16 protein-coding genes are annotated in these 13,851 nt (G+C 72.2%); 14 read left to right on the forward strand and 2 right to left on the reverse strand.

The genetic code is table 11. From position 1 onward, the window contains the following. Positions 1-336: 336 nt before the first annotated feature. The gene (locus ASG70_RS17165) at positions 337-891 is read right to left on the reverse strand and encodes a hypothetical protein (RefSeq protein WP_156400074.1); all 555 of its coding nucleotides are present in this window, start codon (positions 889-891) and stop codon (positions 337-339) included. Between the two features lie 37 nt (positions 892-928). Between ASG70_RS17165 and ASG70_RS17170 the strand changes: the two genes are divergently transcribed. The 6 genes from ASG70_RS17170 (at position 929) to pdxS (ending at position 5,772) form a co-directional block, all read left to right on the forward strand. Beyond that, positions 929-1,336 carry a thiol-disulfide oxidoreductase DCC family protein gene (locus tag ASG70_RS17170; protein WP_200949324.1) on the forward strand — a complete coding sequence of 136 codons (408 nt, stop codon included), beginning with the start codon at positions 929-931 and terminating at the stop codon, positions 1,334-1,336. 12 nt (positions 1,337-1,348) lie between these two features. Beyond that, positions 1,349-1,963 carry a phosphatidylinositol phosphate synthase gene (gene pgsA, locus ASG70_RS17175; protein ID WP_056885053.1) on the forward strand — a complete coding sequence of 205 codons (615 nt, stop codon included), beginning with the start codon at positions 1,349-1,351 and terminating at the stop codon, positions 1,961-1,963. Then, complete coding sequence (locus tag ASG70_RS17180) at positions 1,960-2,934, forward strand: phosphatidylinositol mannoside acyltransferase (RefSeq protein WP_056885054.1); 975 nt, start codon at positions 1,960-1,962, stop codon at positions 2,932-2,934. The genes pgsA and ASG70_RS17180 overlap by 4 nt, the downstream gene beginning before the upstream one ends. Beyond that, on the forward strand, positions 2,931-4,142 hold the full coding sequence (locus ASG70_RS17185; RefSeq protein WP_056885055.1) for a glycosyltransferase family 4 protein: 1,212 nt from the start codon (positions 2,931-2,933) through the stop codon (positions 4,140-4,142). Before ASG70_RS17180 ends, ASG70_RS17185 begins: the two co-directional genes overlap by 4 nt. Further along, entirely contained in the window at positions 4,142-4,723 is a 582-nt protein-coding gene (locus ASG70_RS17190) for a hypothetical protein (RefSeq protein ID WP_056885056.1), read from the forward strand. Before ASG70_RS17185 ends, ASG70_RS17190 begins: the two co-directional genes overlap by 1 nt. Positions 4,724-4,845: 122 nt before the next feature. Beyond that, positions 4,846-5,772: a pyridoxal 5'-phosphate synthase lyase subunit PdxS gene (gene pdxS, locus ASG70_RS17195; RefSeq protein WP_056885057.1), complete on the forward strand. Its 927-nt coding sequence runs from the start codon at positions 4,846-4,848 to the stop codon at positions 5,770-5,772. Positions 5,773-5,882: 110 nt separating this feature from the next. On the opposite strand, the gene ASG70_RS17200 is transcribed toward pdxS, so the two are convergent. Then, positions 5,883-6,413 (reverse strand): GNAT family N-acetyltransferase, encoded by a 531-nt coding sequence (locus ASG70_RS17200; protein WP_235531561.1) that lies wholly within the window; start codon positions 6,411-6,413, stop codon positions 5,883-5,885. Between the two features lie 31 nt (positions 6,414-6,444). Here ASG70_RS17200 and pdxT point away from each other — a divergent pair, with 31 nt between their 5' ends. The 8 genes from pdxT to secF all read left to right on the forward strand — a co-directional run bounded on the left by pdxT (position 6,445) and on the right by secF (position 13,850). Next, positions 6,445-7,068, forward strand: a complete 624-nt coding sequence (pdxT, locus tag ASG70_RS17205) for a pyridoxal 5'-phosphate synthase glutaminase subunit PdxT (RefSeq protein ID WP_235531584.1) — start codon at positions 6,445-6,447, stop codon at positions 7,066-7,068. Next, positions 7,065-7,826 carry a YebC/PmpR family DNA-binding transcriptional regulator gene (locus tag ASG70_RS17210; protein ID WP_056885059.1) on the forward strand — a complete coding sequence of 254 codons (762 nt, stop codon included), beginning with the start codon at positions 7,065-7,067 and terminating at the stop codon, positions 7,824-7,826. Before pdxT ends, ASG70_RS17210 begins: the two co-directional genes overlap by 4 nt. A gap of 195 nt (positions 7,827-8,021) precedes the next feature. Further along, a complete protein-coding gene (ruvC, locus tag ASG70_RS17215) occupies positions 8,022-8,633 on the forward strand; it encodes a crossover junction endodeoxyribonuclease RuvC (protein ID WP_056885060.1) in 612 nt (203 codons plus the stop codon). Beyond that, positions 8,630-9,232 (forward strand): Holliday junction branch migration protein RuvA, encoded by a 603-nt coding sequence (gene ruvA, locus ASG70_RS17220; RefSeq protein WP_056885061.1) that lies wholly within the window; start codon positions 8,630-8,632, stop codon positions 9,230-9,232. The genes ruvC and ruvA overlap by 4 nt, the downstream gene beginning before the upstream one ends. 29 nt (positions 9,233-9,261) lie before the next feature. Further along, positions 9,262-10,341 carry a Holliday junction branch migration DNA helicase RuvB gene (ruvB, locus tag ASG70_RS17225; protein WP_056885338.1) on the forward strand — a complete coding sequence of 360 codons (1,080 nt, stop codon included), beginning with the start codon at positions 9,262-9,264 and terminating at the stop codon, positions 10,339-10,341. A 183-nt stretch (positions 10,342-10,524) separates the two neighbouring features. Beyond that, entirely contained in the window at positions 10,525-10,848 is a 324-nt protein-coding gene (yajC, locus tag ASG70_RS17230; protein WP_056885062.1) for a preprotein translocase subunit YajC, read from the forward strand. A 12-nt stretch (positions 10,849-10,860) separates the two neighbouring features. After that, positions 10,861-12,684, forward strand: a complete 1,824-nt coding sequence (gene secD, locus ASG70_RS17235; RefSeq protein WP_056885063.1) for a protein translocase subunit SecD — start codon at positions 10,861-10,863, stop codon at positions 12,682-12,684. Beyond that, positions 12,681-13,850, forward strand: coding sequence for a protein translocase subunit SecF (secF, locus tag ASG70_RS17240; protein ID WP_082590968.1), 1,170 nt, complete (start codon positions 12,681-12,683; stop codon positions 13,848-13,850). The genes secD and secF overlap by 4 nt, the downstream gene beginning before the upstream one ends. Position 13,851 lies beyond the last annotated feature (1 nt).

The raw sequence follows: 13,851 nt of genomic DNA on the forward strand, positions 1-13,851 counted from the left end.
CCACCTTGGAGTAGGCGAACGCGTTGCTCACCCAGTCGAGCATCCCCACGGCGCAGACCCAACCCGCGATGCGAGGCAGGCGGCCGGTCGCCGCGACCAGCGCGCTGAGGACGATGACGCCGAGGAGCACGTGCACGTAGGTGTGTGACGGTGCCGGCAGGTGCAGGGCGTCGCGCACCACGAGCCCGCGGTAGAGGCTTGGTGGCACGTCGCCGTGGGGGATCGGGTCGGTGACGATCCACAGGACATCGAGCAGGACGAACGGGTAGATCACGTGCCGGAGCCACGCGACCCGGGCCAGCGGGACCGCGGGGACGAGGAACCGCTCGAGGGCGTTCACCTGCCGTCCTCCCCGCCCGGTATGCCGCTGGGGCGCGGGTCGAGGGGGTCGCGCACCTGCCAGGTGGCGAGGGTCGACGTGGTGGCGTTGCCCGTGGGGATGTTCGTCGAGGTGTTGCGCAGCCAGATGGTCCGGTAGGCGGCCTCGAGGGGGAGCCGGCGCCGGTGCAGCACCGCGATGTCCTGGAGCAGGGCCGGGTCGGCAATGATCCGTGGCGCCTGGCCCTCGATCTCGGAGCGCTCGATACCGATCATCTCCTTGGACAGCGGCACCCGGACCACCTCGCCGTCCACGGTGAGCGCGTCCATCGTGAGGGAGTTGATGACGCCGTCGTTGCGGACCGAGAACGCGTACTGCGACATCGGCCCGAACGGCCACCACTGGTCGTTGCCCACCCAGGTGCCGAGGCACACGGTCGTCACGACGGCGGCGGTGGTCGCGAGGCGCCACAGCACGGAGTAGGAGCCCAGCTCACCGGACCGCGGCTGGGGCAGGGCGCCCGACGAGGCCGGTGCGAGCGTGCCCGACGACCCTGCGCGACGCCCCCTCATGGCCGTCATGGTGCCACGCGGATGAGAGACTTCGGCCATGGACATGGCCAGGGACAGGGAACGAGGCCTGCTCATCTTCGACGGGGACTGCGGCTTCTGCACGACCAGCGCCCGCTTCGTCTCGCGCTGGGTCGACCGCCGCGACCGCTACGACGTGCGGCCGTGGCAGGAGCTCGACCTCGGCTCCCTCGGGGTGACCGAGGCCGACTGCATCGAGGCCGCCCAGTTCGTGCGCCGCGACGGGTCGGTCCTGGCGGGGCACCGCGCCATCGCCGCGGGGCTGACCCACGGGGCGCCGCTGTGGCGGCCCCTGGGGCACCTGCTCACGCTGCCGGGCGTCTCGCAGCTGGCTGCCCGTGTCTACGCCTGGGTCGCCGACCACCGCTACGCCCTTCCCGGCGGCACCGCGGCGTGCGCGCCCGGGATCCCCGCCCAGCCTCAGTAGGCTGCCCCCACCATGCTCAACAAGTACGCACGTGCCCTCTTCACGACCATCTTCACGCCGGTTGCCAGGCTGTTCCTCAAGCTGGGGATCAGCCCCGACGTCGTGACCATCGTCGGGACCCTCGGCGTGTGCTTCGGCGCCTTGGCGTTCTACCCGCGCCACGAGTTCTTCTGGGGCACGATCGTCATCACGCTCTTCGTGTTCTCCGACACCGTCGACGGCGTCATGGCCCGCATGTCCGGCCGGTCCGGCCGCTGGGGCGCCTACCTCGACTCCACCCTCGACCGGTTCGGCGACTCGGCCATCTTCGGCGGCCTCGTCCTCTGGTACGCCGGCCGCGGCGACGACTTCCTCATGGCCGGCCTCGCGCTCGCGTGCCTCATCCTCGGCAGCGTCGTGTCCTACGCCAAGGCGCGCGCGGAGGGGCTCGGCTTCTCCGCGGACGTCGGCATCGCCGAGCGCGCCGACCGCCTCGTCGCCGTCCTGGTGACCACGGGCCTGGTCGGCCTCGGCCTGCCCGAGGTGGTGCTGACGATCGTCCTGGCGCTCCTCGCCGTGGCGAGCCTGGTCACTGTGGTGCAGCGCATGCTCATGGTGCGCCGCCAGGCGCTCACCGCAGCCCAGTGAGCCGGCTCGGCGACCTGCTCGCCGTGAGCGGCTTCCGCCTCGGCTGGGCCACCGTACGGCGCCTGCCCGAGCGCGCCGCGTACGCCGCCTTCGACCGCGTCGCCGACCTCACCGTCGCCCGAGGGGGCAAGGGGGTGCAGCGCCTGCGGAGCAACTACGCGCGGGTGCGTCCCGAGCTGGACGACCCAGCCCTCGATGCGCTGGTGCGCGCCGGCATGCGGTCCTACATGCGCTACTACTGCGAGGCGTTCCGGCTGCCCGACCGCAGCCGGGCCGGCATCGAGGCCCAGGTTGTCGTGCACGGCGACGCCCCGGTGCGCGCCGAGCTCGCCGCGGGCCGTCCCGTCGTCTGCTTCCTCGGCCACCTCGGCAACTGGGACATCGCCGGTGCGTGGGGGACCATGGCGATCGCGCCGGTCGTCACCGTCGCCGAGCGCCTGGAGCCGGAGGAGGTCTTCACCGAGTTCCTGGAGTTCCGGGAGTCGCTGGGCATGACGATCCTGCCGCTGACCGGAGGCGGTGACGTCTTCGCCCAGCTGCGCGGGCACCTGGCCGCGCCGGTGCTGATGCCCCTGCTCGCGGACCGCGACCTGACGGCCCGGGGGATCGAGGTCGACCTGTGCGGCCACCGCTCGAAGATGGCCGCCGGCCCCGCCGCCCTCGCGCTCGCCAGCGGGGTGGCGCTGCACCCGGTGTCCATCCACTACGAACCCGTACCCGGGTCCTGGCGGCACCGCGTCGTCATCACCTTCCACGACCGCGTCGAGGTGCCGGCGACCGGCACGACCCGCGCCAAGGCCGTGGCCATGACCCAGCAGTGCGCCGATGCCCTCGGGGCGGCCATCGTCGAGCACACCGCCGACTGGCACATGCTGCAGCGGGTGTTCCTCGAGGACCTCGAGCCGAGGTCGGCGGCGACCGAGGCCGCTGGGGCCGCGGGGGCCCCGGGGTCCGCTGGAGCCGCGTCGTGAGGATCGGGATCGTCTGCCCCTACTCCTTCGACGTGCCCGGGGGAGTGCAGTTCCACGTGCGCGACCTCGCCGAGCACTTCCTCGCCCAGGGACACCACGCGTCGGTGCTGGCGCCGGCCGACGACGACACCCCGCTGCCCGACTACGTCGAGTCGGTGGGCCGGGCCGTCCCCGTCCGCTACAACGGCTCCGTCGCCCGCCTCAACTTCGGGCCCGTCACCGCGGCTCGGGTCGGGCGTTGGCTCGAGCGTGGCGAGTTCGACGTGCTCCACATCCACGAGCCGGTGACCCCCTCGATCGCCCTGCTCGCCCTGTGGTCCGCCGACGGCCCGGTCGTCGCCACGTTCCACACGTCCAACCTGCGCTCGCGCGCCATGCAGGCCGCCTACCCGCTGCTGCGGCCCAGCCTCGAGAAGATCAGCGGCCGCATCGCCGTCTCCGAGGACGCGCGCCGCACGGTCACCACCCACCTCGGCGGTGACGCCGTCGTGATCCCCAACGGTGTCAACGTCGCCCGCTTCGCCGAGGCAGCGCCCGAGCCGGCCTGGCAGGGCACGACCGACGCGCCGACCCTGGCCTTCCTCGGGCGGATCGACGAGCCCCGCAAGGGCCTCCCGGTGCTGGCGGCCGCGATGCCTGCGGTGCTGGCGCGGCACCCCGGGGCGCGCGTGCTCGTCGCCGGCCCCGGTGACGTCGAGGCTGCCCGCGAGCGGATGGATCCTGCGGTCGCCTCTGCCACCGAGTTCCTCGGCATGGTCAGCGACGAGGAGAAGGCGGCCCTGCTCTCGTCCGTCGACGCCTACGTCGCCCCGCACACCGGCGGCGAGAGCTTTGGCATCGTCCTCGTCGAGGCCATGAGTGCCGGAGCGCCCGTGGTCGCCTCCGACCTCGCGGCGTTCGTCCGGGTCCTCGACGGCGGCCGGTGCGGGGCGATGTTCACCAACGAGGACCCCGGAGACCTGTCGCGACAGCTGCTCCGCGTGCTCGGCGACCCCGGCGAGCGCGAGCGCCTGGCCGCACTCGGCAGCAAGCGCGCGATGGTGTTCGACTGGTCGGTCGTGGCCGAGGACGTCATGGCGGTCTACGAGACGGTCACGCACGGCATGGACGACGTGCGCACCGACCACACCGGCCACCTGCGGGCCGACCCGACCGACACGCGGTGGACGCGACTGCTGCGCGGTGCGCGGCGCGGAGGTGAGGACTGATGGAGCTCCTGACGTATGCCGCGGTCGGGGTGGCCGTGCTCCTCGGCGTGGCGTGGTACCTCTCCTACAACGCCGCCCGCCTCGACCGCCTGCACACCCGGGCCGAGGGTGCGTTGTCCGCGCTGGACGCCCAGCTGGTCCGCCGGGCGGAGGCGACCCTGGAGCTCGCCAACTCCGGTGCAGTCGATCCCGCCACCGCCCTGATGCTCGCGGGCGCGGCCTCGGACTCCCTCGAGGCCCACAACGAGCGCGCGCTCGAGGACGACCTGCTCGAGGGGCAGAGCTTCGGTGCCCGCGAGGGGCTGGAGAGCGACCTCACCGCCGCGCTGCAGGCGGCGCTGACGCCCGACGTGGTTGCCGAGATCAGGGCCGAGGACGCCGCGGGCGCGGCCGCCCTCCAGCGCGTCGAGGGAGCCGGGGTCCGGGTGCAGCTCGCCCGGCGCTTCCACAACGACGCCGTCACCGACGTACGCCGCGTGCGCCGCAAGGCGGTCGTGCGCCTCTTCCGGCTCGCCGGGCACGCCGACCTCCCGCGCACGGTCGAGTTCGACGACGAGCTGCCTCCCGCCGTCCGCGACTGACCCCGGCCACCGGTCCCAGCCGGGTCGCAGGGGCGGTCGGAGGCACGGGACGCACCAACTAGCATGGGATGCGAAGCGCGTCCCCTGCGCTGCGCCCTGAACAGAATCTGGAGCACGTCGTCATGTCCGCCGACACCACCACCCCCGCCAGCCAGCCCTCGTCGCAGCCCACCACCGGCACGTCCCGCGTCAAGCGCGGCATGGCCGAGATGCTCAAGGGCGGCGTCATCATGGACGTCGTCAACGCCGAGCAGGCCAAGATCGCCGAGGACGCCGGTGCCGTCGCCGTCATGGCGCTCGAGCGGGTCCCCGCCGACATCCGCGCCCAGGGCGGCGTCTCGCGCATGTCCGACCCCGACATGATCGACGGCATCATCGAGGCCGTCTCCATCCCGGTGATGGCCAAGGCCCGCATCGGCCACTTCGTCGAGGCGCAGGTGCTGCAGTCCCTCGGCGTCGACTACATCGACGAGTCCGAGGTCCTGACCCCGGCCGACTACGCCAACCACATCGACAAGTGGAACTTCACCGTCCCCTTCGTCTGTGGTGCGACCAACCTCGGCGAGGCCCTGCGCCGCATCACCGAGGGTGCGGCGATGATCCGCTCCAAGGGTGAGGCCGGCACCGGTGACGTCTCCAACGCCACCACCCACATGCGCCAGATCCGCCAGCAGATCCGCAAGCTCCAGAACCTCCCCGAGGACGAGCTGTTCGTCGCGGCGAAGGAGCTCCAGGCTCCCTACGAGCTCGTGAAGGAGGTCGCCGAGGCCGGCAAGCTGCCTGTGGTGCTGTTCACCGCCGGCGGCATCGCCACCCCCGCCGACGCCGCGATGATGATGCAGCTCGGCGCCGAGGGCGTCTTCGTCGGCTCGGGCATCTTCAAGTCCGGCAACCCCGCCCAGCGGGCCGAGGCGATCGTCAAGGCCACCACGTTCTTCGACGACCCCGACGTGATCGCCAAGGTCTCGCGCGGCCTCGGTGAGGCCATGGTCGGCATCAACGTCGACGAGATCCCCGAGCCGCACCGACTCGCCGAGCGCGGCTGGTAGCCACCCGCTCCCGGCACTTCCGGCGCCCATTGCAACGAAGGGTGGGAAGCGGCTGCTCCAGCACCACCTGAGGCAGCCGGTTCCCACCCTTCGTCATCGCCGTCGGGGCTTCAGCCCCTGTCGTCGGGGAGCGCCATGAAGAGCACGGGCAGGTGGTCGGCAGGAAGCCACCAGGGGCGGCCCTCGCCGACCACCTCCCACCCCGTCCTGCGGTAGAGCTCGACGGCAGCGGTCGTCTCCTGGACCACGTCGAGGACGGGGGTCCGGCCGCTGGCCCGGATCGCCTCGACCGCTGTCGCCAGCAGCCCACTGCCGACGCCCCGGCCGCGCGCGGTGTGGGCCACGAACAGCACCGAGACCGCTGCCAGCTCCTCGGCCCCGCGCCCCGTGCCGGCGGTCCAGAGGTCCGCCTCCATCCCCGTCCCGACCCCGCAGACCGACACGTGGCCGACGACCTCGGCGTCGAGGTCTGCCACCCAGGCGGCGTCCTCGCCGTCGCGGCGGATGAAGTCCTCGGCAGGGAAGGGCAGGGGCCAGCGCTGGGGGTAGCCGGAGTACGGCCGTTGCGCCGCGAGCATCTCGGCAAGAGCGGGGAGGTCGTCGGGGGTGCGGGCGCGGATGCGCGCGTCGGGCAGGGGCACGGTGACCAGCCTAGGTGGGCGCCCCCGTAGCATTCCGGCCGTGACGAATCCCTCCAGCCCGACCATCGGTGTCCTCGCCGTCCAGGGGGACGTGCGCGAGCACCTGTACGCCGTCGAGCAGGCCGGCGCGCGCAGCGCCACGGTCCGCCGCCCGCGCGAGCTGGAGGCGGTCGACGCGCTCATCATCCCCGGTGGCGAGTCGACGACGATGGACAAGCTCGTCCGCGCCTTCGACCTGTACGACCCGCTGCGGGAGCGCCTCGCGGCAGGCATGCCGGCCTACGGGTCGTGCGCGGGCATGATCATGCTCGCGGACCGCATCGCCGACGCCCGACCCGACCAGCAGACGCTCGGCGGTCTCGACATCACGGTGCGGCGCAACGCCTTCGGACGCCAGGTCGACTCCTTCGAGGAGGACCTCCACATCCGAGCCATCGGCGGGGCCCCGATGCGGGCCGTGTTCATCCGCGCCCCGTGGGTCGAGGAGGTCGGCGAGGGCGTGGAGGTCCTGGCCCGCGTCGAGGACGGCCCGGCCGCAGGTAGGATCGTCGCCGTTCGTCAGGGGTCGGTGATGGCCACCTCCTTCCACCCGGAAGTGACCGGTGACCACCGGTTCCACCAGTTGTTCGTCGAGATCGTGAGAGGCAAGGCATGAGCGGCCACAGCAAATGGGCGACCACCAAGCACAAGAAGGCCGCCATCGACGCCAAGCGCGGCAAGCTCTTCGCCAAGCTGATCAAGAACATCGAGGTCGCGGCGCGCACGGGTGGCGGTGACCCCACGGGCAACCCGACGCTCTACGACGCCATCCAGAAGGCCAAGAAGTCCTCGGTCCCCAACAACAACATCGACAACGCGGTCAAGCGTGGCTCGGGCGCCACCGCCGGCGGCTCGGACTGGGAGACCATCACGTACGAGGGCTACGCGCCAGGTGGCGTGGCCGTCCTCATCGAGTGCCTGACCGACAACCGCAACCGCGCCGCGGCCGAGGTCCGGACCGCGCTGACCCGCAACGGCGGGCAGCTCGCCGACCCGGGCTCGGTCTCCTACGTGTTCGACCGCAAGGGCGTCGTCGTGGTGCCCAAGGGTGACAAGACCGAGGACGACATCCTCGAGGTGGTGCTCGAGGCGGGGGCCGACGAGGTCAACGACCTCGGCGACTCCTTCGAGATCATCTCCGAGGCCACCGACTTCGTCGCCGTGCGCAAGGCGGTCCAGGACGCCGGCATCGACTACGACTCGGCCGAGGCCTCATGGGTCCCCAACCTCCAGGTGCCGCTCGACGCCGACGGCGCCCGCAAGATGATCCGCGTCATCGAGGCCCTCGAGGACTCCGACGACGTGCAGGACGTCTTCGCCAACGGTGACATCAGCGACGAGGTCCTCGCCGAGCTCGACGAGGACGACGAGTAGACGACATCGAGCAGGCGGCACACCGAGTGGGCGGCGACCAGACCGGTCCGCTCGCTGCCACCAGCCGGACGCCCCGTCCTCCCCGCGTGTTGCTGCGGGGGAGCCGGGGCGTCGTCCGTGTAGCGTTCACCGAACAGGTGTTCGGATGACGAGACGGTGGAGCGGCAGCGCCCGCCAGGACGAGGGAGCAGCGCAGTGCGCGTACTCGGGGTCGACCCCGGACTGACCCGGTGCGGGCTGGGTGTGGTCGACAGCAGCCGCGGCCGCAGGCTCACCATGGTCGCGGTGGGGGTCGTCCGGACGCCGGGCGACCGCGACACGGGGGAGCGGCTCGTTTACCTCCAGGACCAGGTCGACGCCTGGCTCGACCGGTTCGATCCCGACGCCATCGCCCTCGAGCGCGTCTTCGCGGCAGACCACGTGCCCACTGTCATGACGACCGCCCAGGCGTCGGGCCTGGTGCTCCTGGCCGCCGCGCGCCGCGGCCTGCCGCTCGTCACGCACACGCCCAGCGAGGTCAAGGCCGCCGTCACCGGGCAGGGCCGCGCCGACAAGGCACAGGTCACCGCCATGGTCACCCGCATCCTCGAGCTCGAGGTCGCCCCCAGGCCCGCCGACGCTGCCGACGCCCTGGCCCTGGCCATCTGCCACCACTGGCGCGGCGGCGGCGACCAGCGCCTCGCCCTCGCCGCGGCCTCCGAGCGTGCCCGGCTCAAGGCCGTGGGCGCCCGGGCCCCCGGCGCCGTTCCCAGCGGTGTCCCGTCCGCCCACCCGTCCGCGCGCCCGTCCGGGGCGGTGTCGCGGTGATCGCCTCGGTGCGTGGCGCGGTCCAGCACATCGGCCTCGACCGGGTCGTCGTCGAGGTCGGGGGAGTCGGCATGCTCCTGCACACGACCCCCGCGACGGCCTCGGCGCAGTACCTCGGTCGCGAGGCGACCCTGGCGACCACGCTCGTCGTGCGCGAGGACTCACTGACCCTCTACGGCTTCGCCTCCGACGAGGAGCGCGACATCTTCGAGCAGGTCCAGACCGTCTCCGGGGTGGGGCCGCGACTCGCCCTGGCCATGCTGTCCGTGCTGGCGCCCGACCGGCTGCGCGCCGCGGTGACCGGCGCCGACCTCGCCACCCTGACCAAGGTGCCGGGCATCGGCAAGAAGGGCGCCGAGCGCATCGTGCTCGAGCTGCGGGACAAGATCGGCGTGCCGTCCGGTGTCGCCGGCACGACCGCTGCCGCACCCGCCGCCGCGGGGCCGTCCTGGCGCGACCAGGTCACCGACGCCCTCACCGGGCTCGGCTACTCCGGCAAGCAGGCCGAGGACGCTGTCACGTCGGTCGCGGCCACGGCCCCGGCCGACGCCAACGTCTCCGAGATGCTGCGCGCCGCGCTGCGTGAGCTCGGGCGGTAGGAGTGTCCGGCGACGGCTTCAGCTCCGAGATGTACGAGGACTCCTCCCTCGACGCCACCGCCCGCATCGTCGACCCCTCGGGCGAAACCGACGAGCGCACGGTCGAGATGGCGCTGCGACCGCGCCGGCTGAGCGAGTTCTCGGGGCAGTCGAGGGTGCGTGACCAGCTGTCCCTCGTGCTCGAGGCGGCGCGCCGCCGAGGCACCCCGCCCGACCACGTCCTGCTCTCGGGGCCGCCCGGCCTCGGCAAGACGACCCTGGCGATGCTCATCGGCACCGAGCTCGAGCGCCCGATCCGCATCACCAGCGGCCCGGCGATCCAGCACGCCGGCGACCTCGCAGCGGTGCTCTCGTCCCTGACCGAGGGGGAGGTGCTCTTCCTCGACGAGATCCACCGGATGTCCCGCTCCGCCGAGGAGATGCTCTACCTCGCCATGGAGGACTTCCGCGTCGACGTCATCGTCGGCAAGGGCCCGGGGGCCACCGCGATCCCGCTCGAGCTCGCACCGTTCACCGTCGTCGGGGCGACCACGCGGGCGGGCCTGCTCCCCGCGCCGCTGCGCGACCGCTTCGGCTTCACCGGCCACCTCGACTTCTACGCCACCGACGACCTCGTGGCGATCCTGCACCGCTCCGCACGGCTGCTCGATGTCGCCGCCGACCCCGACGGAATCACCGAGATCGCCCGCCGGTCGCGGGGCACACCGCGCATCGCCAACCGCCTGCTGCGTCGGGTCCGCGACTGGGCGCAGGTGCACGGCCGCCACGTCGTGGACGAGGCCGCCGCCCACGCCGCCCTGGCCCTCTTCGACGTCGACGACCGCGGCCTCGACCGGCTCGACCGAGCCGTCCTCGACGCCCTGTGCCGCCGGTTCGGCGGGGGACCGGTCGGGCTGTCGACCCTCGCGGTGGCCGTCGGCGAGGAGGCCGACACCGTCGAGACGGTCGCCGAGCCGTTCCTCGTGCGCGAGGGCTTCATGGTGCGCACCCCGCGTGGCCGCGCCGCCAGCGCGCTGGCGTGGGAGCACCTGGGGCTGACGCCGCCGGCCGGCCTCGACCGCCAGCCGGCCCTGCCGCTGGACACCGGCGAGGGCCGCTTCGGCGCCTGAGGACCCGCCCGGGTGGCACCGCCCGCGAAATGGTCACAATTGGAACGCGGTTGCGGCAGGGCACGTTGGTCGGTATGCCGTGCGTCACCTACACTCGGGCGGTCACCCGGCTGGTGCCGGGGACCTGTGCGTGCCCGGTGATGCGGCTGCGCGCACCACCAGCCAACTGTGAAGGGATGCTCCATGTCGAGTGGCGGCTCACCGCTAGCCAGCCTGCTGATCTTCGCCCTGCCCGTGCTGCTGATCGTGTTCATGGTGTTCAGCCAGCGTCGACGGCAGCGCGAGGCGCAGTCCCTGCAGGCGGGTCTGACGGTCGGTGACGAGGTCTGCACGACCTCGGGCCTCTTCGGCCGGGTCACCTCGATCGAGGACCAGGTCGTCACCCTCGAGGTCGCCCCGGGTGTGGTGCTGCGCTTCGACCGCCGCGCGATCGGCCTCAAGACCCCGCAGTCCCCTTCCTCCACGACGGCGTCCGACCAGCCGTCCGGTCCCGTCAGCCCCGAGTAGAGGTCACCCCACGTGGCAACCAACCCGTACAACCGCAAGCCGCTGAAGGTCCTGGCGGGCCTCGCGGCCGTGAGCATCGCCCTCTACGGGCTGCTCTTCGCCGCCGTGACCTGGGGCGACGCCCAGTTCAAGCCGAAGCTCGGCCTGGACCTCGCCGGCGGCACCCAGCTCGTGCTGGCACCGCGCCTCGTGGGCAACGCCAAGGTCTCCAGCGACCAGCTCAACCAGGCGCGCGACATCATCGTCCAGCGCGTCGACGCCAACGGCGTCGCGGGTGCCGAGGTGACCACCAGCGGTGGCCGCAACATCGTGGTGAGCATGCCCGGTACGCCGCCGAAGGCCACCGAGGACGCCATCCGTCGCTCCTCGCAGATGCAGTTCCGGCCGGTCCTCGCAGCCGCGCCCGGCACCAACCAGCCGGTGCCGACCGGCACCTCGACCACGGGCGGGACCCCGACGGGTACGGCGACCGGTACCGCCACGGGCACCGCCACCAAGCCGGCCGTGCCGACCGCCACCGGCGCGACGACGACCAAGGCCGGCAGCGCCGTGCCGGGCGCGTTCGTCCGAGCGACGACGACCCCCGCCGCCGGTGCGAGCACCACGCCTGCCCCGACGGCCACGACGGGCGCCGCGACCCCCACCACGCCCGCCGCGGGGAGCACCGCCGCGCCCAAGGACGCCAGCGACCTCGCCCAGATCACCCCTGCGCTCACCCAGGAGTTCCAGGCCCTCGACTGCGCCAAGGACGGCGTCCTCGACGGCATCGTCGACGACCCGGCCAAGCCGCTGGTCACCTGCTCCGACACCGGCGCCGAGAAGTACATCCTCGGCCCGGTCGAGGTCCGCGGTGACCAGATCAAGGACGCTGTCGCCGGCTACCAGCCGCTGTCCAACGGCCAGCCGTCCAACATCGTCGAGATCCGCCTGTCCTTCAACAGCAGCGGCACCAAGGCGTTCGGCAACGTCACCAAGCGCCTGGTCAACCTGGAGGACCCGCGCAACCGGTTCGCCGTGACGCTGGACTCGCAGGTGCTCACCGCACCGACCGCGCAGGCAGCCATCCTCGACGGCCAGGCCAGCATCACGGGCAGCTTCACCATCGAGAGCGCCCGCGACCTGGCCAACCAGCTCAAGTTCGGCGCCCTGCCGCTGTCGTTCGACCTGCAGACCCGTGACGAGATCAGCCCGACCCTCGGCAGCGAGCAGCTGCGCATGGGCCTGGTCGCCGGCGTCATCGGCTTCGCCCTGGTGTTCCTGTACTCCCTCGGGCAGTACCGCGCACTGGGCCTGGTGACCGTCGCCTCCATCGTCATCGCCGCGCTGCTGACCTACGTCGCCATCGCGCTGCTGGGCTGGGCGCAGAACTTCCGCCTCGACATGGCGGGCGTGACCGGCCTGATCGTGGCCATCGGTGTCACCGCCGACTCCTTCATCGTCTACTTCGAACGCATCCGCGACGAGGTCCGGGAAGGCCGTCCGCTGCGTGCTGCGGTCGACACCGGCTGGCGCCGCGCCCGGCGGACCATCCTGGCCGCCGACGGCGTCAACTTCCTCGCCGCGTTCGTGCTCTACCTGCTGGCCTCGTCCAACGTGCGCGGCTTCGCGTTCACGCTCGGGCTGACCACGCTCATCGACCTCCTGGTCGTGGTGCTGTTCACCCACCCGGTCGTGGCGATCCTGTCGAGCACCAAGTTCTTCGGCGGCGGCCACCGCTGGTCCGGCCTGGACCCCCAGCGCCTCGGGGCCAAGACGAACAGGGCCCGGTATGCCGGGCGCGGACGGGTCGCGATGCCTGCGACCGCCTCCGCCACGAGCGACGGGAGCGCGCTGTGATCAACTTCGCCGCACTGGGCAACGACCTCTACACCGGCAAGCGCTCGATCGACTTCGTCGGCCGCTACAAGCGCTGGTACGTCCTGTCGGGCATCTTCGTCCTGCTCGCGACGCTGGGCCTGGTCTTCCAGGGCCTCAACCTCAGCCTGGAGTTCTCGGGCGGCTCGGAGTTCCGGGTCTCGAAGGTGACGATCGGCGACACCTACGAGCAGAAGGCCAAGGACGCCGTGACCTCGGTCGCCCCGGCCGCTGCCCCTGAGGTGACGACCATCGGCTCCGGCACGGTCCGCGTGCAGACCGAGAAGCTGAGCGACGCCAAGATCCGCGACGTGCAGTCGTCGCTGGCCAGGGCCTTCGACACGACCGCCGGTGACGTCTCCGCGTCGTTCGTCGGTCCGTCGTGGGGTGCCTCGGTCAGCCAGAAGGCGCTGCAGGCCCTTGCCGTCTTCCTCGCGCTGGTCGCGGCGGTGATGGCGATCTACTTCCGCACCTGGAAGATGGCTGTCGCAGGCCTCGCCGCCCTCGTCCACGACCTGTTCATCACGGTCGGCATCTACGCGCTTGCCGGCTTCGAGGTGTCGCCGGCGACGATGATCGGCTTCCTGACGATCCTCGGCTACTCGCTCTACGACACCGTCGTGGTGTTCGACAAGGTGCGCGAGAACACGGGCGAGGCGCGCGGCAACGGACGCATGTCCTACGCCCAGGCGGCCAACTTGGCCGTCAACCAGACTCTGGTGCGCTCCATCAACACCACCGTCGTGGCCCTGCTCCCGATCGCGTCGATCCTGGTCATCGGGTTCCTGTTCCTGGGCCCGGGCACCCTGCTCGACCTCGCGCTGGCGCTGTTCGTCGGTATCGCGGTGGGTGCCTACTCCTCGATCTTCATCGCGACGCCGCTGCTCGTGCACATGCGCGGCAAGGAGCCGGAGATGGTGGAGCTCGCCAAGAAGGCGCAGCGCTACCAGGCCCGTCACGGCGGCCAGGTGCTGGCCTCGGACGTCGCCCCCATCGAGCACGGGCGCGACGACGAGCCGTCCGAGACCGGTTCGCTGGAGTCGGCCGGGGTCGGTGCGACCGCGCCGAGCATCGCCCGGGGCACGCACAAGTACGCCACGTCAGGACCGCGCAACCAGCCGCGCCGGCCCCCGAAGTCGCGGCGCTGAC

Origin of the sequence: Phycicoccus sp. Soil748 (assembly GCF_001428025.1) — a bacterium.
Taxonomy (GTDB): Bacteria; Actinomycetota; Actinomycetes; order Actinomycetales; family Dermatophilaceae; genus Pedococcus.

What these genes read in the sequence shown, in the direction of transcription:
- ruvB (WP_056885338.1), top strand. Translation starts at nt 9,262, where the DNA reads ATGTACGAGGACTCCTCCCTCGACGCCACCGCCCGCATCGTCGACCCC.
- pdxS (WP_056885057.1), top strand. Translation starts at nt 4,846, where the DNA reads ATGTCCGCCGACACCACCACCCCCGCCAGCCAGCCCTCGTCGCAGCCC.
- yajC (WP_056885062.1), top strand. Translation starts at nt 10,525, where the DNA reads ATGTCGAGTGGCGGCTCACCGCTAGCCAGCCTGCTGATCTTCGCCCTG.
- ASG70_RS17190 (WP_056885056.1), top strand. Translation starts at nt 4,142, where the DNA reads ATGGAGCTCCTGACGTATGCCGCGGTCGGGGTGGCCGTGCTCCTCGGC.
- ASG70_RS17170 (WP_200949324.1), top strand. Translation starts at nt 929, where the DNA reads ATGGACATGGCCAGGGACAGGGAACGAGGCCTGCTCATCTTCGACGGG.
- ASG70_RS17210 (WP_056885059.1), top strand. Translation starts at nt 7,065, where the DNA reads ATGAGCGGCCACAGCAAATGGGCGACCACCAAGCACAAGAAGGCCGCC.
- ASG70_RS17165 (WP_156400074.1), bottom strand. Translation starts at nt 891, where the DNA reads ATGAGGGGGCGTCGCGCAGGGTCGTCGGGCACGCTCGCACCGGCCTCG.
- pgsA (WP_056885053.1), top strand. Translation starts at nt 1,349, where the DNA reads ATGCTCAACAAGTACGCACGTGCCCTCTTCACGACCATCTTCACGCCG.